This is a genomic window from Melioribacteraceae bacterium (assembly GCA_030584085.1).
Lineage (GTDB): Bacteria > Bacteroidota > Ignavibacteria > Ignavibacteriales > Melioribacteraceae > SURF-28.
On the sequence record CP129490.1, the window covers coordinates 2,315,687 to 2,341,652 of the forward strand.

21 protein-coding genes and 1 tRNA gene are annotated in these 25,966 nt (G+C 34.0%); all 22 read right to left on the reverse strand.

The features are described 5' to 3' along the window. Positions 1-91: 91 nt before the first annotated feature. The 22 genes from QY331_10545 to QY331_10650 all read right to left on the reverse strand — a co-directional run bounded on the left by QY331_10545 (position 92) and on the right by QY331_10650 (position 25,951). Positions 92-580, reverse strand: coding sequence for a hypothetical protein (locus QY331_10545; protein ID WKZ68392.1), 489 nt, complete (start codon positions 578-580; stop codon positions 92-94). A gap of 308 nt (positions 581-888) precedes the next feature. Beyond that, a complete protein-coding gene (locus QY331_10550; GenBank protein WKZ68393.1) occupies positions 889-1,443 on the reverse strand; it encodes a hypothetical protein in 555 nt (184 codons plus the stop codon). 28 nt (positions 1,444-1,471) lie between these two features. Next, a complete protein-coding gene (locus QY331_10555; GenBank protein ID WKZ68394.1) occupies positions 1,472-1,759 on the reverse strand; it encodes a hypothetical protein in 288 nt (95 codons plus the stop codon). Between the two features lie 104 nt (positions 1,760-1,863). Further along, complete coding sequence (locus QY331_10560; GenBank protein WKZ68395.1) at positions 1,864-2,043, reverse strand: helix-turn-helix domain-containing protein; 180 nt, start codon at positions 2,041-2,043, stop codon at positions 1,864-1,866. Between the two features lie 208 nt (positions 2,044-2,251). Then, positions 2,252-3,490 carry a site-specific integrase gene (locus QY331_10565; protein ID WKZ68396.1) on the reverse strand — a complete coding sequence of 413 codons (1,239 nt, stop codon included), beginning with the start codon at positions 3,488-3,490 and terminating at the stop codon, positions 2,252-2,254. A 249-nt stretch (positions 3,491-3,739) separates the two neighbouring features. Then, entirely contained in the window at positions 3,740-4,372 is a 633-nt protein-coding gene (locus QY331_10570) for a BMC domain-containing protein (protein ID WKZ68397.1), read from the reverse strand. An 8-nt stretch (positions 4,373-4,380) separates the two neighbouring features. Next, positions 4,381-4,662 (reverse strand): ethanolamine utilization microcompartment protein EutM, encoded by a 282-nt coding sequence (gene eutM, locus QY331_10575; protein WKZ68398.1) that lies wholly within the window; start codon positions 4,660-4,662, stop codon positions 4,381-4,383. 89 nt (positions 4,663-4,751) lie between these two features. Beyond that, complete coding sequence (gene ruvX, locus QY331_10580) at positions 4,752-5,177, reverse strand: Holliday junction resolvase RuvX (GenBank protein WKZ68399.1); 426 nt, start codon at positions 5,175-5,177, stop codon at positions 4,752-4,754. Next, positions 5,177-7,357: a bifunctional (p)ppGpp synthetase/guanosine-3',5'-bis(diphosphate) 3'-pyrophosphohydrolase gene (locus QY331_10585; GenBank protein ID WKZ68400.1), complete on the reverse strand. Its 2,181-nt coding sequence runs from the start codon at positions 7,355-7,357 to the stop codon at positions 5,177-5,179. The genes ruvX and QY331_10585 overlap by 1 nt, the downstream gene beginning before the upstream one ends. Positions 7,358-7,395: 38 nt before the next feature. After that, complete coding sequence (locus tag QY331_10590; GenBank protein WKZ68401.1) at positions 7,396-8,448, reverse strand: tetratricopeptide repeat protein; 1,053 nt, start codon at positions 8,446-8,448, stop codon at positions 7,396-7,398. Then, on the reverse strand, positions 8,417-9,043 hold the full coding sequence (gene upp, locus QY331_10595) for a uracil phosphoribosyltransferase (GenBank protein WKZ68402.1): 627 nt from the start codon (positions 9,041-9,043) through the stop codon (positions 8,417-8,419). Before upp ends, QY331_10590 begins: the two co-directional genes overlap by 32 nt. Next, positions 9,043-10,389, reverse strand: coding sequence for an FAD-dependent oxidoreductase (locus QY331_10600; GenBank protein WKZ68403.1), 1,347 nt, complete (start codon positions 10,387-10,389; stop codon positions 9,043-9,045). Before QY331_10600 ends, upp begins: the two co-directional genes overlap by 1 nt. 78 nt (positions 10,390-10,467) lie before the next feature. Then, positions 10,468-11,781, reverse strand: a complete 1,314-nt coding sequence (der, locus tag QY331_10605) for a ribosome biogenesis GTPase Der (protein ID WKZ68404.1) — start codon at positions 11,779-11,781, stop codon at positions 10,468-10,470. Positions 11,782-11,810: 29 nt separating this feature from the next. Next, the gene (locus QY331_10610) at positions 11,811-12,671 is read right to left on the reverse strand and encodes a DUF5683 domain-containing protein (protein WKZ68405.1); all 861 of its coding nucleotides are present in this window, start codon (positions 12,669-12,671) and stop codon (positions 11,811-11,813) included. A gap of 16 nt (positions 12,672-12,687) precedes the next feature. Further along, entirely contained in the window at positions 12,688-15,768 is a 3,081-nt protein-coding gene (locus tag QY331_10615; GenBank protein WKZ68406.1) for a biopolymer transporter Tol, read from the reverse strand. A 41-nt stretch (positions 15,769-15,809) separates the two neighbouring features. Further along, positions 15,810-18,857, reverse strand: coding sequence for a hypothetical protein (locus QY331_10620; protein ID WKZ68407.1), 3,048 nt, complete (start codon positions 18,855-18,857; stop codon positions 15,810-15,812). 6 nt (positions 18,858-18,863) lie between these two features. After that, positions 18,864-20,024 carry a type IX secretion system outer membrane channel protein PorV gene (gene porV, locus QY331_10625; GenBank protein ID WKZ68408.1) on the reverse strand — a complete coding sequence of 387 codons (1,161 nt, stop codon included), beginning with the start codon at positions 20,022-20,024 and terminating at the stop codon, positions 18,864-18,866. 35 nt (positions 20,025-20,059) lie between these two features. Then, complete coding sequence (gene porU, locus QY331_10630; protein WKZ68409.1) at positions 20,060-24,043, reverse strand: type IX secretion system sortase PorU; 3,984 nt, start codon at positions 24,041-24,043, stop codon at positions 20,060-20,062. Between the two features lie 244 nt (positions 24,044-24,287). Beyond that, on the reverse strand, positions 24,288-24,854 hold the full coding sequence (locus QY331_10635) for an HDIG domain-containing protein (protein WKZ68410.1): 567 nt from the start codon (positions 24,852-24,854) through the stop codon (positions 24,288-24,290). An 8-nt stretch (positions 24,855-24,862) separates the two neighbouring features. Further along, the gene (gene nth, locus QY331_10640) at positions 24,863-25,507 is read right to left on the reverse strand and encodes an endonuclease III (GenBank protein WKZ68411.1); all 645 of its coding nucleotides are present in this window, start codon (positions 25,505-25,507) and stop codon (positions 24,863-24,865) included. After that, positions 25,497-25,835: a (2Fe-2S) ferredoxin domain-containing protein gene (locus tag QY331_10645; protein ID WKZ68412.1), complete on the reverse strand. Its 339-nt coding sequence runs from the start codon at positions 25,833-25,835 to the stop codon at positions 25,497-25,499. The genes nth and QY331_10645 overlap by 11 nt, the downstream gene beginning before the upstream one ends. Before the next feature lie 42 nt (positions 25,836-25,877). Next, positions 25,878-25,951: transfer RNA gene (locus QY331_10650), tRNA-Glu, on the reverse strand. Positions 25,952-25,966: the final 15 nt, after the last annotated feature.

A 25,966-nucleotide genomic window follows, 5' to 3' on the forward strand; every position in this document is an offset into this window, starting at 1 on the left:
TCCATCATTTTTTATTGTGATTTCTAGCGAAAAAATAAGATGTATTTTTAAGGAGTGTTAGTCGAAAAAAATCGAAAAAAATCGAATGGTTTTACTTAAATAAATTCTCCATTTTTTCTGTTGGCATTGCACCCTCAGTATTGAGTCTGATTTTGCTCATGGCATCCGATATATCTTTATTATTTACATTATCACCCTGAATCGTGAAATGACTAGCTAGCATTTTTAAGTCTTTTTTAATGTAACCACCACTGATTAACCTATCCATAATAAAAGCAAAATCTTTAATCTTACCATCGAAATTAATTTTATTATCAAGCTGCTGTTTTAAATCAGGAAGTTTTTTTTCATAATACTCAATTTCATTAATACACAATTTGTATGATCTGTAAAGGCTGTTGGCTTCATCGTCAACACGATTATTATTAACCTCATGTTCTTTAATTATATCATCAATGTTTCGTTTTCCAATTTCACGTTTTAACCAATAAACATAAGCTAGTTTATCCGAATCTTTTTTTAACTGCTCTAAGTGCTTTCTTATCTTACTTACGCTGAATTCAAAAGTTTGATTTTTCATAACACCACCAAATAAAAAAGCCCGTCTGAATCTCGGTTATGCTGTTTCCCGCAGCACCGGAATTTCTTCCGGAAGATTCAAACGAGCTATATAAAATTATTCTTGGTAGCATGGGAAATTGTATAACCTTTCGTTAAAAAATATCAACACAAGAAAATAGATAAGTATTTTTTTAGAGTAAAATTATTAATAACATTTTTTTTATTGGTAATTCTCTCAATGCTGTTACCCCTCTGTTACTTATCCGGTCATAATGTTTATTTCAGCACAAAAAACAGTTAATTAATATTTAAGGTGAAAATGTAAAGCTATATTTTAACCTCTTCAACAAACATTTCTTTTATCGTATCATCGATATATGTTAGTAACATGCTAAAAGTTTGATGTCGGATTTTATCGATTTCTTTTTCTATCTCTGATAAAGTTCTCCTTTGTAATAATACTTGGTGTAATGCTTCTTGATACGCTTCACTTATTGACTTTCCTTTTATTCTGGCATTATAACCATTTGAAATTTTGCACTCAATACCATTCACTTTTTGAAAAGCCATTTTTTGAAAATTAATAATCTCTGCTTTTGTTAAATCATGTTCAAATATGTCTTTTGGACTTGGTGAAAACTCTTGCCTGTTCAATAGTGATTCAACAAAATTAAGGAAATCGTTTTCCCTAGCAATTTCATTTTTTATTCTTAATCTCTCACCTAATATCTCAGCAGGTTTTTTCATTATTGCTTTATGTCTTTTATTTCTTTTAGCTGCATGAGTTAAAGACGGACTTTGAAGTATATCCCGGTCTTTTGGTTCATATAGAAAGTTATATTGTTTCCTTGCTGTGTTTACTCTTTTTAGTTGTGCTCTCATATCTCACCCTCTTTCGTTATTTTTCAACTTAAGCATTGATTTTTATCTCTTCTTTGAGTTCTCCCGTTTCTAGATAATCAATAACATTATGAATTCGGCTTTCAGAAACTTCAAAAGGTGTAAAATCGAAAATATTTTCAAATCCAAATTCATTGCTTAAATGTGCTAAATGACTTCTGAGTGCTAATAGAGTATTGTTTACATTTTCTAATTGTTCAATAGCACAAAAGTTATCACGCTGCAGGTCTTTAATTTTTGCAGGATCTAAATTGTTTTCAGTAATTAACGTGTTTTGTGTTTCAATACTTGTTGACATAAAGCCTCCATTTGTTTTTGTTAAATTATATTTATTACATCCCATAGAAGAAAACTTATATTCATTACTTGACACTGTGTCAAATAATTAAGCAAAAAAATAGATTACATTGATTTTGTTCTTTCATTCATAATTATTGCAATCGACCCATCCGACAGTCTGATATAATCTCGATTAACTTCAAGCTTATTATTCTGAATCCAATTGTAAATAGTTTGTCTTGATAATCCCTTGTGATTTGCAAAATCTCTGACAGTGTAATATTTTGAATTAACTTTTCCCATATCTCATTTCAATAATAAAAATCTTTTGACACAGTGTCAACAATAAAATTTAATACCAATTCTTTTTTCTTAAGTCAATAATCTCAAATCAAATTTCGCTTTTAAATCGCTTCTAAGGCTCGATCTTTCGAGAGGACTAGGAAATCCTCTCATGTGCTCACTTAATTGCAGCCTTGCAGCGTTCCCCATTTAAATGGTGCGATTCTGTTTAACCACCTAAATCATATTTTGGCAATTTTGAAATAGCCTTTTTTCTTTCTTGATCAGTAACATGGATATATTTTAAAGAAGTCTCGTATTTCTTATGACACATCAATTCTTGTATTATTTCAGCCCGCTTATCAACTATCCTAGCTAAACTGGTTCCAAAGGTATGACGGCCGTAATGGAATGATAACTCTTTATTAACTTTTGCAGCTTTAGCCCATTTTTTTAATTGAGTGTTTACAGTTGGAAGAGTTGGAAGATCAAAAACCTTTCTATCCGGAAGCGGTTTCACATTTAAAGGCAATCTCATATTTAATATTTCAAGTGCTGAATCACCTAGAGGCGCATCAAAGTTTTCTGTTTCGGTTTTTTGGATTGTCATATTAAATCTACCATCGCGAATATTTTTCCACTTAAGTGCCTCCACATCGCACCATCTTAATCCGGTAAAACAAGAAAATAAAAATGCATCTCTTATTTCTTTTCGGGTGAATGGTTTTTCAATTAATTGCTTCAATTCATCTTCATCAAGAAATTTTAATTTTGACTCTAGCTTTTTATTTGACTTACTTGGTGCTTTTGGTTTATCAACTCGACCCAAATATTTACTTGGATTTTCTGTAATATAACCCTCCAGGACTAACTCATTCAATACCCTGTTAAGTTTGCTGTAATACATGTGCACCGTATTGCGATGTAATTTTTGTGCACTCAGAAAGGCTACAAAGTTTTTAACAAAGTCGCGGTTAACATCTCGGATTTTTATCAACTGATCTTTATAGGCTACTTTAATAAAATCGGTTAACCATCCTAAAGTAGATTCATAATTCTTATGGGTAGTTTTCGGCTTCTCTCTTTCTTTCTTTTGGACACCAACATTATCCTTAACCTTAAGATTGCTTGTATAGGTAGTAAAGTATTGGAGGAAAGATTTTGAATTATCCTTTGTAGATATTCCGTTCAATTCATTATTTAATTCTTGTTCTCTCTTAATCCTAATCGCTCGGACTTCGCTTTTAATTTCTGCTTTTTTTTCTTTTGTCATCCATTTGTAGATATACTTATTCAAAAATTCATACCGTCTTTTATACCTGAGCTTAAAGAGCTCCCTATATCTATCAGGATCCTTTCTTTTCAATTCGGCTGTTGGTGTTGGAATGTTTTTGTTTGTTTCGGTAATATCTAAGTAGTAAGAAATGGTACCATCTTTTAAAACTTTTTGTCTCTCAATCACTCTCATTTTTTCACCTCTAATTAGTCGAGTAACGAATGAGTAACAAAATAAGTAACAAAAATTAGTAAAACAAGTAAAAACAGATCATAAGAAAAAGTATATGTAAGTCGTTGTATTGTATGAAGTTAGAGCAATAAATCACAATAAATCAAAAAGTGTAAAAACGCTTAAAAAAGGCATGCTATATTTATAGTCTAAATATAAAAAAACTCCACATAGAGTGGAGTTCAAAAAAAAAGATACATTGAAATTTATTTACCGCAACGAATCAAAATGATCTATCAGTTCCTGTCGATTTGCTTTGGATATGTCTCTTCCTTTAATTGGAAAAGATTCGAAACTTCTGGCCAATTTTCTTAATTCGTGAACGTTCAACTTTTGCAACTCAGATTTTGCAGGAATATCTCCCGTCTCTTCTTGAACACCAAAATCAAATTGATCCTCTGGTTCATCAGTTTCTTCTTCCGTTAAGGTTTCGTCAATCTCATCCTTTTCTTCAATATCAATTTCTTCAACTTCATCATCTAATTCATCAGTTAAAGTTAATTCATCGTCTTCTATTTCAACTTCTTCAACTTTTGGAGTAGCTTTTTCTTTCTTTTTAACAGGCTCTAAATCCTTTTCATAAACTATTGATTCAATTTGATCATCGGGTCTAGGAATAACGTGGGAAGAAACAAGTTGACCACTTCTTTGAGCTGCCGCGCTTCCGGCATCAACGGCTGATTTGACCGCGGCAACCTCACCGACAATCTTAATAACAATCAATGCGCCGGTGACTTTTTCTTTGCTCACAAGTTTTACATTAGCAGCTTTACACATAGCGTCTGCTGCTTCAATAGCACCAACCAAACCTTTGGTTTCAATTAATCCTAGTGCGAGATGCATAATCTAAATTACTTTGAACGTTTCGGTATAATAAGTTCAACATCAGAGTGAGGGCGCGGAATGACGTGAACAGAAACCAACTCTCCTACTCTTTGAGCTGCTGCTGCGCCGGCATCTGTAGCAGCTTTTACTGCTCCTACATCACCTCTTACCATAACAGTTACATATCCGCCGCCGATTGTTTCTTTTCCAATCAATTCAACTTTTGCGGCTTTTACCATGGCATCGGCAGCTTCAACTGCTCCGACTAATCCTTTGGTCTCGATCATTCCTAGTGCGTCTAATGTCATTGGTGTGCTCCCAATTATTGGTTTATTTTTATTCGAAAATACCTTTTAAGGGCAAAAATGTCAATTATTATTTGTCGATTATTCGCATATTATTTTGTGTGGTTTAAATAATCTTCTAGGATTACAGCAGCGGCGTTTTTATCAATTAGTGACTTGTCTCTACGCTTCTTTTTTGATGATACGGTTTCCAAAATTCTTTGTGATGCTATTGTGGATGAATAACGTTCGTCAAACATTTCAATTTGTAATCCGGATTTTAATTCAAGCTCATTCTTGAATTTAATTATCAATGATGTGAGTTTAGTATCATTTCCGTCTTCACTTACCGGATTGCCAAGTATTACTGTAACTACATTTTTTTCTTTTATTAAATTCAATATGAACTGTAAGGTTTTAGTATCGTTGGGAATTGTCTGAAATGGGATTGCAAACATTTTTAGTGGATCGGTTAAAGCTAATCCAATTCTTTTTGTACCAAAATCTATGGCAAGGATTCTTTCTTCTTTTGTAATCATTAGTTTGAGATTTCAAATCGTTCTACGGAATAGATTCCCCTATTCTTTTTCAATCTTTCAATTATTTTATTTAGATGTTCCAGATCTGAAATAAAGACTGAAATTGTGCCATGAAACATCGAATCACCTGTAGAAATATTAACTGATTTTATATTAGTGTTTTTGTATGTAGTTATTATGTTCGAAATGTCTTTTAGAATTCCCGGCATATCTTCACCGTGAATATCAATTCCGGCCACGAACATCGATCCATTTGATCTGGGCCAATTGACAGGTACTAATTTATCCGGTTGACTTTTAGACATTTGAATAATATTAATACAATCCTTCCTGTGAATTTTTATTCCTTCCCCCGTAGTAATAAAACCAATTATTGGATCGCCGGGAATTGGATTACAGCATTTAGCATAGCTATGTTGAATTCCTTTATGTTCTCCTTCAACTACAACATTACCCCCCGATACACCTCTAGCTTGTTCAACAAATGTATCAAAAAACAATTCATTCGATTCTTCTTCTCCGCTTTCTTGAACTGGGTTTAAAATATCATCAGGATTTTGTTTGCCAATAGCTATATCCTTAAATAGTTGACGAGGGTTATCATAACGCAATTTATGTGCGAGTCGATTAATTTCGTCGATCGATAAATTCTTTTTGTGTTTTTTGGCTTTTTTATCCCAAATCTCTTTTCCTTGTTCTACAAGTTTGTCCTCTTCCTTATTCAAATATCTTCTAACTGCGGATTTTGCTTTATGAGTTTTAACAAATTGAAGCCAGCTTTTATTCGGATGCTGATTTTTTGAAGTGATAATTTCAACTTGATCACCGGAATGAAGAATTGTATCGAGTGGAACAATTTTTCCATTTAATTTTGCACCAATACAATGATTACCGACTTTTGTATGAATTTCAAAAGCAAAATCTACAGGGGTTGAATCAATCGGCAATCTTTTTAATTCACCTTTTGGAGTAAAGATGTAAATTTCATCTTGGTAAAGATTCAATCTAAAGCTGGCAAGAATTTCTTTTGTTGCTTCATCTTTCGTAGAATTTTCAAAAATATCTCTAACCCAGTTAACCCATTCCTCTAATTCCGTATCATCTGAAATTAGATTTTCTTTGTATTTCCAGTGAGCAGCAACACCTTTCTCTGCAATTTCATGCATCTTGCGTGTTCTAATTTGAATCTCAACCAACCTGCCATCAGGACCAATCACGGTATTATGTATAGACTGATAATTGTTTTTCTTCGGAATCGAAATAAAATCTTTAAAACGATCTTGAATTGGTTTGTAGTGTTGATTAATTATCCCCAGTACATAGTAACATTCATTGGGATCTTCGTTTTCAAGAATAATTCTTACCGCAAATAGATCATAAATTTCTTCAAATGATTTCTGCTGATTTATCATTTTTCGATAAATACTATAAAGATGTTTTGCTCTTCCACCAATCGAAAATTTTAGATTGTGAGCTTTTAATTTTTCTTCAATCGGTTTTGAAAATTTTGCAATATATGCTTCTCGTTCTCTTCTTTTCTCATTTACTTTTTTGGCTAAGTCTGCATAGGCTTCTTTGTTTAAGTATTTAAATGCTTGGTCTTCCAACTCCCACTTAACACGGCCCAATCCGAATCTATGAGCAAAGGGAGCATAAATTTCGAGAGTTTCTTTTGCAATTCTTCTTTGTTTTTGTGGATTTACGAATTCGAGTGTTCTTATATTGTGTAGCCTATCGGCAAATTTTACTAAAATAACTCTAACATCTTTTACCATTGATAGAAGAAGTTTGCGATAATTTTCAGCTTGAGATATATCCTGACCCTTAAAAACACCGCCAATTTTTGTAACACCATCAACGATATCGGCTACTTCTTTACCAAATTCTTTGCTCAAAAATTGTAAACCAATTTCTGTATCTTCAACCACATCATGAAGCAATGCAGCGATTACAGAAACATCGTCTAATGGAATTTCTTTAGCTACAATTAATGCAACTTCGTAGGGATGATTGAAATATGGTTCACCGGAAGCTCTAAAATCATTTTTGTGTGATTCGTAGCTTAATTGGAATGCTTTTGCGATTAATGATTCATTAACCACCGGAAGATGCTCCTTACAAACTGTAAGCAGCTCTTCTAGCATTTTTTGTTGCTTTATGCCGGTAATTACAGATTCCATACTTGCATTAATATTCTAAAAATATCAGAAAATCAATATTAATTTTTGGGGAGTGTTTCAAGACGAATTTTTGTAGAATCCTTTAGTTCGACAATTTGTTGAATAAGAGGTAATACTTCTATTTGATATTTTACGTCAATTCTCGGCATTGAAAGAACATCCTCACAAATTTTATTAGCTTCGGAGAATCTGCCAAGATTATAATACAAATTTGCTAGGTTGCTTTTCAGTTCTATCAACTTGTATGGGTTTTCAAAATTGTCTTTCTCGTATTGTCTGATTAATTCTTTATAAAGTTGAACAGACTTTTGAGGTTCAAGCTTTTCATTAGCCTTTGCTAACAATAATTTTATTTTACTGCTTTGAGGATATTTTTTTCGCAGAGTTTCAGCTAAATTTGCTGCTCCGAGATATCTTTCTTCATTTAAATATGCATAGCAAAGTGAGATCAGAGCAAAATCTCTAGTAAGAAATTTATGTTTTAATGCTAATTCAAGAGATTTTAATCCAGATTCCCTTTTATCCTCGATAAATGGGAGCCAATGAAGTGATTCTGTTTTCACACTGCTCCAGTAATTATAGTTACCAATCACAACTTGAGCTTCAATGAAAGATGAATCAATTTCTAAACAGCGTTCAAAATACTGCAACGCAATAAACCCGTCTGCAAAACCATCAACATAATTTGATTGGAAGAGTTTCCAATAAGTTTGATATGTTTTGGTTAATGCCATTAAATAATTATTCCATAAGTCGTCTGGATCAACATCTAAATTATCCTCGCAAAAATCTTGTGCAGAGTATAAGAGAGAATCGATTTCTTTTGTTTCAAGATAGTAATTCAGATGCTCCCTCTCAAAAATTAATGCTCCGGCATACAATATGCTCCCGAGTGGAGAATCGGGATTCTTTTCTTTGAAAAAGTTAAAATCCTTTTTTGCCTGTGCATAATTTTCGTTTAGGACATTTGTTATTCCTGAATAAACCTTTGCAGCAAACTTGATATTGGTAGGTAATTCAGCTTTAAGTGAAAGAGTTAAAATCAGTATTAATAATATCTTATAGCGTTCCAAATGTTCTATCTCCTGCATCTCCCAATCCGGGAAGAATATATCCAACTGAATTAAGTTCTCTATCTAATGCTGCTGTAAAAACTTTAACATCCGGGTGATCTTGCTCCATTTTTTGAACACCTTCGGGTGCTGAAATCAAACAGGCTAAAATTAAATTTCTTGCTCCCTTACTTTTAAGATGTGAGATTGCAGCGGAAGCACTTCCTCCGGTGGCAAGCATGGGATCAAGTACAATAATTTTTGAAATTTCTAAATTCTTCGGAGTTTTATAATAATAATCAACCGGCTTTAAAGTCTGTTCATCTCTTTGCAGCCCTATATGTCCTACTTTGGCTGTGGGAATCATTTCAATAAATGCGCTAACCATGCTAAGTCCGGCTCTTAAGACAGGGATTAGTACTATCTGATGCTTGATCTTATGTCCTTCCGTAATCTCTAATGGTGTTTCGACGTTTACGGATTCGACCTCAAAATCTTCGGATATTGCTGTAACTAATGAATAAGAAATTCGTTTTAACGCAAGCCGAAAATCATATTCCTCAGTAGATTTATTTCGAAGAATAGTAATATCTCTTAATACCAGTGGGTTCTTTACAACTGTAAGATTATTCATTACTTCAATGCCTTCCTACCTAAGTATGATAAAATATTTATAAATGGTGAATTTGGTGGTGTGTAATTAAAATTTATTTTTGTTAGGGAATCAATTTTATCATTTTTTGAAATCAATGCAGAAATTAAGTCACCATATCCAATAACTTCTGATTGACCATAAAATTCAGCTCCGAGTATTCTTCTACTTCCCTCTTCGTATATAATTTTTCCATAAGTATTTTTACTTTCAGGCATAACCTTAACCAAGTTGGGGAGTATTGCATCTACAGATCTTACTCTAAAATTATTTGATGATGCATCTATTGAAGTAAGACCAACAGATACTAAAACATTATCAAATATTTTTACGGCAACATTTTTTACAACGGAATCATAAAAAACATTTCCACCGGCAGCATTTTCACCTGCAATATGTCCCTGTTCATGAGCTAATGTAGCAAGTGGTAAATAATCATGTTTATTTGTGATAGTATTTTTGATTTCTATACAGTCACCAGCAGCAAAAATATTTGGGTCAGTTGTTTTTAATTTTCCGTCAACAGTTATTCCATTGTACTTTCCAACTTTTAGTTTGCTTGAAATTGCAAGTGATGAATTAGGCTCGACACCAATTGCCGATATCACAAGACATGTGTCAATAATTCTTCCGTCGATATTAATGGTAGTAATTTTTTCATCCCGGAAGTTAAATTTTAATCCCGCAAAACCATAAGTGGTTTCTACTTTTTCTTTCTCCAATTTATCTTTTATCAATGCCGAAATTTCTTTCTCACTGCTTGGCATTGGAACCGAATCTTTTTCAATAAGATGAACATTATAATCCATTGCTTTGAGATTTTCCGCGGTTTCAATTCCAATATAACCGGCACCCAGAATTATGATATTCTTTACATTATTTTGACACAGATATTCGCTTATTCTTATATAGTCACTAATACTTTTCAAAGTGAATAGATTCTTAGCATACCTGAGATTAGCAGGCATCTTTGCAACTGACCCTGTTGTTATTATCAGCTTGTCATATGGAACACTAATACTAGACTTATCAATTTGATTCACAACTTGAACTGTTTTCTCTCTTCTATTAATCGATTCAACTTTATGGTTAACATTAACTCTAACTTTTTTTTCATCAAAAAACTGTTCAGGGGAAAAGAATACTAATTTTTTATAGTCATCAATAACATTGCTGAAAAGATAAGGGAGTTCGCAGGTCCCGGTGGATATGAAAGGACTAGCTTCAAATAAAATTACATCGGCTTCCGGATTAACACGTTTTGCTTTGGCTGCGGCACTCGGTCCTGCTGCATTTCCACCGATAATAATTATTTGGGGTTTTCTCATAATTCGGGAAAATTGTTTTGTTTAGTTAGATAATATAAGCTTTTTGTAAGAAAGTTGTTTTTTAAGTAAACTTCTTTTTTAACTTTCTTTGAAGGAAATCGTCATCGGTACTCCCGAAAATCCATATTTACTTCTAATAGTTTTTTCGAGAAATCGTTTGTAGCTGTCTGGGATATATTTGCTGTCATTTGTGAAGAAAAGGAAAATAGGATAGTAATCACCAACTTGAGTGATATATTTTATTTTCACTTCTTTACCAGTAGGGGTTGAAGGCGGAGGAATTCTTTTTACTTCTTCTAAAATTGTATCGTTCAATTCTTGAGTCGGGATTTTCTTCGATCGTTCTTCATAAATCTGAAGAGCAAGATCAATTAGTTTATATATTCTTTGCTTAGTAAGTGCTGAAATGAAAATTATCGGAGCGAAATCTGCTGTACCGAGTTGAGATCTCAATTCATCTTCGTAATGTTTTGCAGTTTTAGTATCCTTTTCGATCAAATCCCATTTATTTACGGCAAGTATAATTCCTTTTCTTCTTCTTACTGCCTCTTGAATGATTCTTTGAACTTGTTTTTCCAAACCAAGTAATGAATCAAGCATAATAACCGAGACATCGGATTCCCAAAGAGCACGATAAGTTCTAACGTTTGAATAAAATTCCACACTTTCCTGAATTTTACTTTTACGGCGAAGCCCGGCGGTATCAACAAGCACAATTTCCTTTCCGTAGTACTTTAGAACAGAATCAATACTATCACGAGTTGTTCCGGGAATGTTTGTGACAATACTTCTATCAAAGCCAAGTAATGCATTTGTTAAAGACGATTTACCAACATTTGGTTTTCCGATTATCGCTAGTCTTAATCTTTCATCCGTTTCATAATCAGCTTCGGAAAAATCTAGTTTCTCAATTAATTCATCCAAAAAATCACCGAGATTTCTTCCACTTAATGCTGAGATATCAAATACGTCCTCAAGACCAAAAGCATAGAACTCACTTTTATTAATTCCGCTTTCGGGGCTATCTAATTTGTTTGCCAATACAAAGGAAGGTTTTGATGAAGACCTTAAAAGCTTTGCAATATCATTATCGATAGGCGAAACTCCAAGCTTTCCATCGGTCACAAAGAGAATCGCATCTGCTTCGGTTAATGCAATTTCAACTTGTTCACGTATTGCTGTTTCAAAAAGTTCTTCAGAATCGGGTACGTAACCTCCGGTATCCATAACTCTGAAAACTTTTCCATTCCAATCAGCTTCTCCGTAGATTCGATCGCGCGTAACTCCGCTCATATCGTCAACAATTGCATCCTTCGATTTTGTTAAACGATTGAACAATGTGGATTTACCTACATTCGGTCTGCCAACAATTACAACTAGCGGTGTTTTCATAATCCTAATCTATGGATAAGCTGTGAAGTTTAAAAGTTAATTCGAAGCGATAATTCAGGATAATATTCGGTATGAAAACCGATTTGTTCTCGCTTGATGTTTAATTGTGATTCAAGTCTTCTATTATAAGCACCGGTTGCAAAGGCTGCTTCAACCGCACTTAAAATATGGTTTGTTACAATTCCAATAACCGCCCATTTTGCAACGTTATAATAATCGTTAGCAAGACCGCGTTGTTCGGAATAATAGAGAAAATTATTGGTTAGAGGATCACCATAATCATACGGGTCATTTGGATCTTCTGTAAAATCAACCCAGCCGGCATTGAACTGTTGATATTTCCCAATCATTTCGTAATACTGCTGATCACCTTGTCTCGGTAAACGATGTGAGTACCATTTACCGATTGCACTTTCTAAACGATTTAATTCAGACCAAATAAGATTTCCTTGATTATCGAAGAGATTAAACTCGGTTGGATCAACTAATGAATTAATTCTATTAGCATTATCCAAAGTCCATTGTGCATATTGTTTCACGTCCCAATTTTGATCGGCATAATTTTCATAAAAATCCGTTTGGTCATCACCTTTTCCGTCATAGATAACACCCAATGTAATTGCTGCTGCTTCCACGGCTAGAAATATTGCAGACTTCCAATAGTCACCATTATAAAATTGACCGGAACCGGGTAATGCAATTGACATCAGTGCTGATAGGAAAGCAGATTTCTTATGCTGATTATAAACTTCTTCTTGATCTAATTCAGGCTGTTGTTGAGAATAAATATTTTTTGAATCAATTCTTATATCGCCTGTGAATAAAAATTCGTTTTCGACTTGAGCAAAAATTGCTGAACTAATTAATATTATTAACAAGATTTTTTTCATTTTCAAATTTACTCCTTTATATACTGAAGTCGAATAATAGTCCGCCGTAAAATTGCCATTCTTTACCATATGAAATATCTTCGTTCAAAATACGAGTAGTAAATTGATCAAAAGAATAAGCTGCGTTAAAAAAGATACTTGTCGGGAAAAGATAGAATGAATTCATTTTAATTCTTACCTCAAAGCCGGCACCCTTCTTAAATGTATCGAACGAAGGTATATCACCGTTCCAAGCATTTCCAATATCACCATGAACCGCCAAGTAAATTTTATCGATGTAAAGATGCCCTATTCTCGTATCAATATTTCTGAATAATGGAAATCTGTAAGTTACGTTTAACCAAGCAACTTCATTTCCGCTAAGAGCATAAAAGGGATATGCACGCATACCGGTTAACCCACCTAAATAAAAATCGAAGAAATCCGGAACGGCCGGACCGACTATAGTACCGGTTCTCAATCTAGCTGATAATGTATGATTTTTAAATGTTTCGATATGTTCTCTATAATTTAATTCGAGTCTATGAAACGTGTAATCATTATAAAGCGGTTTTAAAACTCCGTCATCGATTTCATATTGTCCTTCATCATTGTAGCGATTCATTTCATAGTTATATTGAATATCCACTTCTCTTCCGACAGGATTAATATCATTATCGATCGTAGGAATCTTTGAATCAAAACGAAGCTTAAATTGGAAATTACTTCCAATGAAATATTTGTCATTTGTTGTCGGGTATAGGATTGACGTGTTGGGAAAAATGAAACTACCAAGTGTCGCGGTATATTGACTAAAGATATATCTGAATTCAAAATCATTTATACTTTTAAATATTTTATGCTTAACAACAAAATCAACCTCAAAGAGATTGTAAGTTACATCGGTTGCTACTGTATTATTAGCAGCATCCAGGGAATCGAAAACAAGATCAACATTTGCTTCTCTGCTTATAGAATAAAGTTCAACTGAAAGCTCAGGCTTTAATCCTAGATTATATATTAACGGAAGTTTATCTCTGTAATCAAAAATTAAAAACAAATCGCGTTCTAATCTTTTATTAATCGAGCCGCCGGCAAAGAAACCGAAACGGTTTAAAATATCATTAGACGAAATGTAAACACCCGGTTTAATTCTATCTGTCAAATCATTCGATGTATTATAGTTATCATAACGAATAAAAGGATAGAATGACAAATTAGTAAAAGATCCCGTGTAACTTTTAGAATCATATTTTTTTATATCATAATCGTTAAAGTTCTTTAATCGATCAATATTGGTAATTATTGCTGATTCATCAGGTTTCGAAATATCGAGCGGCGGGTTGCCTATCCAACTATACTGTTTTGATTCATCAACTTTAGTTTGTTCATCTTTACCTAGATAAAATATTTTATAACCGGAAGAATTGTAACCTGAATAAACAATATCCCCATCCGGATTAACCGAAGGCATAAAAGCGCCACCGGTAACATTTGAGATTCTTTTTCGTTCACCGGAGACTTTATCAAGTTTGTATAGATTGAAAATTCCGGTCTCATCAGAAGCATAAATCAAATTATTATCTAAATCATATACCGCGTTGCGTTCATCTTTTTCGGTTTGAACAAGAAACTCGAAGTCGGTACCGTCAATATTAACTTTAGCTATATCTCTCCCGTGATGATAAGAATAATCAAAAATGATATGAGAGTTATCGTTTGAGAATTTTGGATTATAAACTTGCTCACCATTTTTGAAGTTTGTTAATCTCAGGTAATTTTTACCATCAATGTCGCAGATTGCAAGATTAGTCGTTCCGTCACGCTGAATTAGAAATGCAATCTTTTTGCCGTCATTAGATACTGATGGATTGTTAGCACGCCATCCATATGTTAGTCTTTTTTCATCTTCTTCATCAATGTCGTAAATATAAAGATCGTGCACTTCCACGGAGTTATCATTATCATCATCCAACTTTGCGTAAACAATTTTATTGCTTCCGGGTATTAGACCTATTGTGGAACGAATTCCCGATTCAATTAATTTTTCTTCTTTTGTCTCAAGATTATATTCAAATATCGATGAAAGAGAAAAATAGTCGGCGTTCTTATTTGATATATAAATTATTCGTTTTCCATCTTCAGTGAATATTGGATAAAAATTTCCGAAACCTTCATCACGAATTATATCTCCGGTAACCAAATTTGATTTAACTTCACTAGTTCTATTTTCGTAATCTTCTGTTATATAAGATGACCACTCATTATAGATTTCGTTACCATCTTTTCCTAAAACATCTTCAAAAGCAGCATCAATAGTAAAGTTGAATGTTTTACCAAGCGTGTTAGATATTTCTCTAAGTTTATCTTCACCATATTTCTGTGAGATATATCTTGTCAAAGCAAAACCGGAATTATAAACCGATTCATTACCTAAACTTGTTTTGTTGAATACACCCATTTGATTCCAGGTGAGCATTTTTCCATCAAGTGCATAGGAACGAAGGATCATATCCCGATGAGTATCCCAATTATCGTAATCAAATTCGGTACGCATATATTGCGCTGTACCTTCTGCAAACCATGCCGGGATATTTATTGTTGGAATTGGATAGGAGGCAATGAAGTTTGGATAGCCATAAAGTATATCGGGTCGACGTTTATCTTCATAATTTAGAAATTGTAAATAAACAGCAGGCAAATTTCTGGTTAGTTTCATCGATGCTTGGATTTGAACTAAATGAGTAAACTCATGAGAAATAACGTTTCGCAGCCAATTGTGTGTTCCGCGTAAATCGAAGTCTAATGATGAAGCCCAAATTTCAATTTTGTTATCAAAAAAATATGTAGCACCGTTTGCGTAATCATCTATATCTTTTATTACAAAATGAACTCTATCAGGTTCATATCTGTAGAGTTTACAAATCGGATCCCAAACATCTTCCATAATTTGAGTTACAACTCTTGCTGTTCGTTCAGCTTCGGGATGATAATGTACCGATATATTTTCGGTCTCAATAGTTAACCATTCGTAATCAGGTTCGTATTCGTTGTATTGTGCATTCAATGTTATTGCGGCAATTATCAAAGGCAAAATAATTCTGGAAATTTTCTTCATTAATTTAATGTATCCTACAGTTTGAAAATATGAATGTAAGTTTACTTTATAACAGCAATCTTAATAAGTTTGTTATCCGATTTTCCAAAAACACTCTCTACATTGAGATGAGCAAGGTAAACACCGCTTTGAATATTTTGAACATTCCAAGTTAATTCGTTGTCCATTCCACCTGTTGCATTTCCGTTTAATTCAGCAACAAAGTCACCTGCTAAATCAAATATTTTAACAACTACGCTGGAGTTTTCTTTAACAAAGAATCTAATTTTAGTCTCATCTCCATACACCGGATTAGGCCAGTTGTATGCTTTGTCTTTCGGGAAAAATTCGTCAATAACATTTCCTTGACTTGAAGCTTCCATAAAAGCGTTATTGTATTTATTTGCATATTTACTTGTCCATCCATTGACTTCAGAAATATTTTCAATTCCCCAAACGATTAATTCCTTATCCTCATTAATCAATGTTAAACGAGCACCGTTGCTGTTAAAAATAACCGGATGAACTATACTTCTTGAACCGGAAGAAACCGGGAATCCGGTAATAACATTTCCCTTTTCGCCATCGACTGCATAAATCAATCCGTTTTCATCAAAGCTTATCACATCATAAAATTCATTATTATTTAATTTTATTGAGAGATTATGATCACCGAAGAGAATTTCATTTCTGTTATTTACTTCTGTTGGGAAGTAATCAGCATTATATCCACTAAGGTTTCTTGCATCAATTAAGTTCCCATGAGAGAAAGCAAAATATAGTTGTCTGTCATTTTTTAAATCAGTTAATAAAAAGTCATTAATTGATTCAGTACTTTTAACTTCAATATTGGTTGCACTTGCACTTAACGGAAGAATCGAAAAGTTGTTCGACTCATCCATTAACACTACTTTACTGGAAACAATATCATCAGCAACATATTGAGATGCAGAAAGTTTCTTAAGTGGATTACTAAATATTTTTGCTTGATTTTCTACCGAGTTCCAATATTGATTACCAGCTATTGCAAAGACTACTTGTTGGTGAGGATTATAAACTATTTGAGTAACAGCAACATTGTTGAACACATTGTATGCCCCAACTGGGGTAAATTTCACTCTTGCCCTTTCATTGAAATTATACTTAAAGATATTACCATTCTCACCACCGAGGTACACATCAAAAGTAGCTCCGTTTTCAGCGACAACAATTGGTGAGGTGATATTTTCCGAAATTGTTGTTTCATATAGAGAATGTGCGATAACATTTTGTCCGGTAAATGAAATGATGTTTAATGTACTATTGAATGAACCAACAATATAGGTCCGACCATCTTTATTAAAAACCGATGGCATTACATCACTTATTCCGGATATTGTATGAAGCAATTCAATTTCACTATCATATATGTGTAAATCATTCCCGGCTTGAACTGCGAGTACTTCGTTTAATCCAAATACATTTTTGATTTCTGCATCAATGTTTAATTTTTTCTGCGCTAGTTTAGATAAAGCACTATTCTTGAAACTCACTTTGAATGACATTTCATTTCCAATGGTAGAGATATCGCTTATATCAACAAGTGAATTTGCTCCTAGATTAGAAACTGCAGCCGGTTTTGTATTTGCATTAAATTTATTATCGTAAAACTCGGAAGGATTTCCGCTATACCAAGTATCTTGTTTAGTACCTTCGCCTATAACAGTCTCACCAAAAATATTTAAAAACTCTTCACCGATATCAAATATACCATCTGCTTCAACAACTCTTACACCTAATCTATCTCTATTATTATTTATGGTATTTGATTCAAGGTTCTCTCTTATTACTTGTTCATCAATATGCCAAATGATAAAGCCGATATCTTCAAAGGGATCATCGAAAGTTTGAGTTTCTACAAAACCCGGGACAGCCCAATCAAATTCATCAACATCGGTTATAACACCAATCAAAGTATCAGCGCCAAACGGAGAAAAACTAATTTCATCTTTTGAAAATGTTATTGTGTTGATTGAGTTACCGACTTTGTAAGTGATTATTGCACCGTCCTTGTTTGCATCACGTTTTCTGTTTTCGATCAAATAATATTCATTCGAATTGATTGGTATTTTCAAAATCGTATTATCTCCGGGGTTTGCAACTTGAGGAGCAACTAAGCTGATAGTTTGATCATTTAAAGAAATTTCGGTTGGTTCTGCCCAGCCAAGGTAGATTTTTTCCCAAGCTGATGGCTCGGGTGGAAATAATCCGCTATAAGCGAATAATGCCTGACCATCCATTAATCCAAATCTTCCAATTGCACTAGTACCGGTTTCGGTGTTGAATAAATCCGGTAATCCCAAATATGAAGCAACAGTTCCCACAATCAAACCGTTTATCGAAAACTCTTGCAGATAAACTTCACCGAAACTTTCAATCTCTCTACTTTCCGTTGAAGGAAGAATTGCTGTATTGTTAATTAAAAAATTACCGTTGTTTACAGAGAATCCTTCAAAAGTAGAGCCGTAAATTTCTTTAAGAGATTTTTCACTCAAATAAACCGAAGGTAAATCTCGTTCCAAACCAATACTTCCAGGAGTAGGGATTTCTCTTCCGACACCCGCGTGAAATATTGTAAATAGATCATATTCACTAAAATCAATTTGAAAAGATTGATCAGCGATCGCCCAAACCTCTTCTGCGAATGACCCAAGAGGAGTTAAATCATTAGTTCTGGGAAGAGGTGAATATTCCCTCATTATTTTAGAAACAGTTACAATATTCGGCAATACAGTGAAATCTAATTTTAATCTTTCATCTGACACTTTCGTAAAATAATTTCTTGCAAATTCTAAATGACTACTAAAGTAATTTGCATCATGAGGAAGCGGATCTAATATTGTATTACCATAATCCTTCGAATAAATTGAACCAAACTTCCCGTTTCCAAATGTGTTTCCATCATTATCCTGTTGGAATTCAACCATCACTGCAAGAATCTTAAGTGTATCTTGCGAATTCAATTTTAAAGGTTCGCTTCTTGGATTTGGATTTAGCTTAAAATTAATTTGGGCACTTAACATGCCCAAACCAAACAAACTTAACAGAAAAAGAGAGAGAATATTTTTCATAATTTATTATATCCCGCGAGGAAATCCTTTTGTTTGTGAAGGAGTTGAACCCCAGCCTATGAGAAGTGTAAATCTAAGCGTATCTGATAATGGATGGTTTTCACCATCTTGGAACATGTCTGTTGTTATATAACTGAAATCAAAACCGTACATATCATAACGGATACCGGCACCGAGAGTGACAAATTTTCTATTACCGTAAGAAGGGTCTTCATAGAAGAAACCGGCTCGTAGCGCAAACATGAAATCTTCAGGTTTACCATACCAATATTCTAATCCCATGGAAGTTACAATATCTCTTAATTCTTCACTCAACGGTTGATCAGCCCAAGCTGTAAAAACTGCTTCGTAGAATTCGGCTTTTGTCTCACCGCTATCTACTCTATTTACTAAAAGTTTGCTAAAATCTAATGTGTAGGTCAATGAGTTATAATCATCTTCAAAAATACGAACAGCAAAACCAAGTCTAAAGTTTGTTGGAATAGGATCAGATTGAGCTTGATCGATATAAGTAATTTTTGGTCCAAGGTTACTTAAATTGGCACCAATTGAGAGCCTATTACTCATGTCACCAATCAAAGGAATATCTAATTCGGAAGGTCGCCACATTGCGGCTAAGTCAAAACTGACAGAAGTTGCAACACCGCTCCCCTGTTCATTTTCGGTCGGTTGATCGGAAAGTCTACTATGAATGATTCTGAAGTTAAAACCAACACCCCAATCTTGACTCAATTTTGTCGCATAACCGAGTGTTAATGCAGCATCAAATGATCGGAAAGTGCCAATAGGATCAGGTGAACTTGATGATGTTCGAACGAATTCACCAAAGTTCATGTAGGTGATACTGGCAGTAACACTACCGCCTATATCTTCAATAAATTGTCTGTAAGTTAAGTAATCATAAAATAGATCTAAATTGAATTGCGGCAGCCAATTACTGTGTGTAATACTAACTTCTGAACCGGTTAGAAATGCTATACCTGCCGGATTCCAGAATATGGCTGCTGAGTTATCCGCCAAACCGGAACCGGATTCACCAATACCGCCTGCTCTTGAATCAGGAGCTAGTAATAAAAACGGAACTGCTGCTTCACCTTGAGCATACGATCTATTCATTACTCCGAAAAATGTCATCATTATTATAAATGTTAACAAGATCTTTTTCATCTTGATATACCTCCAATAAGGGTTATTAAAAAATTCTATCTGATTACTGCTAATTTACCTAAAACGGTTTCTCTAAATTCACCCTCGGTTGATTCTACAATTAATTTGTACAAATATGTTCCGTTTGCAAGTTCATCCCCGTCTTGATCTCTTCCATCCCAAGGAATTCTTACAAACTTGTCGAGTATGCTGAATTGTTCAATTTCTCTTATTAATCTTCCTGCAATTGTATAAACTTTTATTTTTACGTTCAATGCTTTGTTCAAGTTTTGCTGGAAGGTAAATGTTGTATTCGAAGCAAATGGATTTGGATAATTAACAACTTCACGCAAAGTAAGATTATTACTATTTACAACCGAGAAATATGTTTCTTCCGAAGATAAATTATTAAAAACATCCCATGCTTTGATTCTTATCTTATAATCGCCTTCCTCAAAATTAGAAAATTTGTAATTGACAATACCGGATTTACCACCGGCATCCAAATCACCGACAAAGCTGGTAGTCAAATCAATCGGGTTGTCATCATCATCATTTAGTATTGCTTCCAGATTATGACCAACACCGGAACCGGTTGTATTGATTCCCGTTTCATCTTCCAATTTTGCCAGTAGCGTAAAATTGGAGTTAACCAAATAAGAGCTTTCAAATGCAAGATCATCAAAGTAAATCTCTATAGCAGGTCCTTTCCCATCATTCACAGAAGATGTATCCGTACCACCAACAATAACACTATCGGTGTAACCAACACCGTCGCTATTATTATTAAAGGCATAAGCAACTACTTTCCCATTTGCGTTTTGGTATGAAATATCTTTGGGGACAGTAAAATTTGCATCAAATGAACCGTTTGAAACTGTAACTCGCCCTCTAAATAAGAGACCGCCTTGCTGAGTTATGGTATAGTTCATTTCTTTTAATTCCATAGTTCTATTTGCATCGAAAACGGATATAATTGCTTCACCGTTAAAATTGCTTTTACTGCCGTCGAGGTTTAAAAATGATCCATTTACATTAACATTACCAAGTGCACTTATTTGAACTGCAACACTTAAATCCGAATCATTAATTTTATCAATACTAATTGGATTTTCTGGTTGGTTTAATCTGAGTGCAGGATCGGCAAATAACAAATATTTTTCATCATTAGCTTTATCCGCTGAACCTGTAATCTTAGTATACATATAAGAGTAACCTAGTCTTCTCGGTAATCCGCCGGAATCTTTAACACCTAATAAGTTTGAGAAAAAGATGTTATTCAAAGCTGCGTTTAGACTAGAATAAACAGGTCGACTTGCAGTAAAAGCACCAATAATACCACTTTTTTCTTTTAGCAACATTAATTCTGTCGCACTAGGATCATCCGGCTCATCATACTTACCAAAATCGCATGTAGCCGCAGTTAAGAAGAAATAATTTTCATTTTGTAGTTGGGGTATAGTAATATCTTTTAGGAAAACATTTTCGTGTGTCCAAACATCAGGATTACCGTGCCCAATGAAATTGATAAGTAATGTACCGTTATTAGCCGCATCAATAATCGCTTGATTCACTGCAGGTTTTCTTCTACCGGCACCTGTTACAACTGTCGGGTATGCGGCTAAATAAATTTTCTTTTGATCAAATGATTTGGGTATATAAACTCGTGATAAATCTTCAGATTGTCTTGTATGAATTGCTCCATCATTACCTTGCGAAGTTGGACCATCATCGGCTACTAAAGTCAATGTATTTCTCCAGAGTGATCTATCCGAAGATGCTTCATATTCAATAATTTTATCTACAACAATATCTGCTTCCTTTGTATTATTTACATTTATTCGCCCAACCCCAATGTCAGCTAACTTATCATCACCGGAAACTCTAGAATAAAAATCATCGTATGGATAAGAACTCAATTCCTGCAATGATTCAGGTGTTTGAAAAGTAGGAATAAAGTTCTGATTCTTCCCTTCCACGTTTAAATAATCGTAATCCCCATCACCAAATAGTAACACAAGTCCAGGACGAATTTGCCAGTTATCGTAAGCATATTTTATAAAATCACGAATAGCGGTTGGATCTAAAGCACCACAAGAAAACTCGTTATAAATTTGATCGATAAATACTAATGTTGTGCTTATTGGATGAAGTGCTTCCCCAGAACGATAGTTAGCAAGTCTCTGAGCTTGAGATGAAAAATCTCTATGCGAAATAATTATATATTCAGAACCTTGTTCGATTCCACGAATATTAGAATTGGGTACGGCTACAGCATTCGATATTGATCGAAACTTTGAATTTGTTAAAGCAATATATTTATTTCTTTGAGTCTGTGTTCCTTGAACAATAAATTGGAAATCCCCTCCGCTCAGTACCAATGGATTGATCTTTTTTACATTTCTATGATCTGTAACATCATAAACAGCTATTAAAGAATTTGTGAAATTAGATAAATTAAAACGAATAAAATCATTTGTTAGATCTGAATAAAAAGTAAATTCATCATCAACTGCCCGAAGACTTCTTTTGTATTGAATTTCGAAATAGTCGATATGAGCTTGCGAATTTGAAGTAGGATTGTTTATTGCGAATTTCAACGCGCTTCTATTGTTTGGTAAAGTTCCCGTAAAAGTTGCTTTATCTACAAGTTGTCTTCCGAAAACATAAGAGGTATTACCCCAACCGGTTATCGTTCCGGAGTAAACGTTTACACCATTTTCTTCAATGAGAAGATTTATTGGATTTGAAAATCCGGTACTTGTTGTATTTGCGACTCTAAAATTATAATTGATTACCGAACTTGGGATCATCTCATTTAAAGTGTTTATAAAAGTTACGCTGCTTGTCGATGAGTTAAGAACTTCACCCCAGTAATCTCTTCCGCTCTTGCCAATATTTATTAAATTCTCTTCATGTGACAAATACGAATCAGTCTCAGTTTGTAAAACCGCAGTAGGAGAATTGAGCGATTCTTGAAGTGTCATTCTTTTTCCGTTCCCACCACCGGAAGTAATGAAATAATAATTACTTTTTGAGAATGCGTGTTTGAATCTTTTTATTGTGTTTGAATTCTGATCGTACTCAAAGAAATCAACTCCCCTACCATATAATAATATGTAATCATTTTGATCAAATCGACCATCTTCTTCGCCGATAACCTGAATTGCATTTTCAAGTAAGTCAACAGTCTTAGATGAAGTAACTTGTTCATTTAATTGATAACCGCCGTTATTGTAAATCTTTATTGTTCTCGGATCAACGGTTGCGGCATCAATTCCTAGGCTAGCTAATTGTGATCTATCTATTCTATATATTCCTTCTTCAGGAGCTTCAAAACGATACCACGTTCCGTTTGCTAATACCGAATTTTGAATATTGGCTTGCACCTTGTTCAACTTACTTTGTTGACCCCAACTTTTAGCCGTTTCAAAGTTGATTACTATATCACTTAAATCATCTTGAATTGCTTTCGTTTGTTGTGCCGGGCGACCAAAATTTATTCTAAATCTTATCTTTGAATATTTTTTAATATTTCTGCTTGCAGCATCATAGAAAACAGGATTAATTAAAATTTTCTGAACCGGCAAATCTCTTGCCAACCCGTATTCACCGAAGGTTACTAATTCTTCATTTTTGAAAGAATTGTATTCCGGAGTTACTTTATAAGAAAATTTTATTTCTCCATTTTCTTTTTCAGAAATTGGAGCGGGCACAATGGTCTCATTAATAACTTCATATTGAGCATCTAAAACCTGAATTGTATTTCCGAATTCAGAAGGTACACCAATATTTAGACTTCTTAACGGAATAGTAGGAATACCTTTTCCTTCATCGGGATGAAAAACTCCATTTAATATATCAATTGAATAATACTTAACACCATCCAGAGTTATATGAGAAGTGTTTGTATAAACGGGAGAATATTCAATTAAAATGGAATTAGTATTCGATGAGATTATTTTTATATCTTGCTGAGTTTGGGCACTCAGAAAAAGACATAAAAAAAGGAAATACAATATTGAGAATTTTCTTAGCATAAACCTGACCTTGTTTAATTGGTATAATTTCAGTATCTGAAACAAACAATATGAGTTTGAAAAATCAATACCAAAAAATCGTAGAAAATTCTCGCGATATACTTCCTTGTTAATTTTGAACTGTAAAAAATACCCAGAAAATTGGGTATTTGTCAAGTCATTTAGGTGTAATTATTCAGTTTTAGAATTTAAGCAAATTAGTCGATTTTTAGTCAAATGAGTATTTTCATTTTACTAATATTAGTCACAAACCTAAACTTTCTTTGGCACTTCGCATTGCATTTATACAAAATTGTATATGCTCATCTAACGGAACACCGAGATCCTCCGCACCTTTTATAATATCTTCCCTACTGACTGCTCTTGCAAATGCTTTGTCCTTCATTTTCTTTTTCACGGATTTCACTTCGACTTCGTTTATGTCTTTATTCGGACGAACGTATGTAACTGCAGTTATAAACCCGGCAAGTTCATCGCATGCAAATAGAACTTTTTTAAGAAGCGTGTCACGCGGTTCTCCGGTATAATCGGCATGGGATAGAATTGTTCTTCTAAATTCCTCGTCGAATCCTTTTTCTTTTAAGATTTCTGAACCTTTAAATGGATGTTCCTCGGCAGTCGGAAATTGCTCATAATCAAAATCATGAAGCAGGGCAACATTACTCCAATACAGCACATCCTCACCAAATTTTGCCGCGTAAGCTTTAACGCAAGCTTCAACTGCATACGCATGCTTTAGTAAACTGTCGCTTTGAGTGTATTCTTTTAGAAGTGATAAACAATAATCTCTATTTCGCATTATTTCTGACATATTATCTCCTATTTTTTTGCATTCGGATTAAATGATGGACAAAAATTTGCGATAACACATTCAAAACATTTGGGTCTTCTTGCAATACAAACTTTTCTACCATGCGTTGCAAGCCAGTGAGATGTTCTCACCCAATATTTTTGAGGAATTAGTTTTTTCAGTTCTTCCTCAATTCTATCAGGGTTTTGAGATTTTACTAATCCCAACAAATTTGATAATCTTTTTACGTGTGTATCAACAGCAATCGCGGGAATACCAAAGGCGTTGCCAGCAACAACGGAAGCAGTTTTTCTTCCCACACCGGAAAGCGAATTAAGTTTTTCAAAATCAGCAGGAACTTCGCCATTATGTTTTTCAATCAGTTCATTGCAGCAGTTAACTATGCTCTTTGCTTTTTGATTATAAAAACCCGTAGAGAAAATATCTTTCTTAAGTTGATCAATATCAGCGCTAACAAAATCCTTAGGCGATTTGTATTTTTTAAATAGTTCTTTAGTAACAATGTTCACTCTTTCATCTGTGCATTGAGCCGAAAGAATTGTAGCAATTAGAAGTTGGAACGGAGTTTTATATTCTAACGCTGGTTTGGGAGTTGGATATTCGAGCTTTAATAGCTCAACTATCTTCAATGCTCTTTCCTTTTTATCCGGCATCTCTATTAAACCTTTTGTCTTGAATCTTCAACCTATCAACCGGTACATCGTTAATTAAATGTGATTGTATAATTTCTTCAACATCATTTTCACTCACACCACCGTACCATATTTGCTCGGGATAAACAACTATAGAAGGACCGAATTCGCAAGCGTCTAAACATCCTGAGCTATTAGTTCTTATTTGAGAATTAAGTCCTAGTTCTTTAAGTCTAGTTTTAAGCTTCTCTCTTATAGCTGCAGAATTTTTGTCTTTACAGCATCCGCGAGGATGATCTGCCGGGCGTTGATTTTCACAAACGAATATGTGCTTTTCAAATCTTTTCATAATTTGTGAACGAGGGTTAAATTATTTTTGGAGAAAATTTTGTAGCGCATACGGGATTCGAACCCGTGATCTCCGCCTTGAGAGGGCGGCGTCCTAAGCCACTAGACGAATGCGCCATTATTCAAAAATAC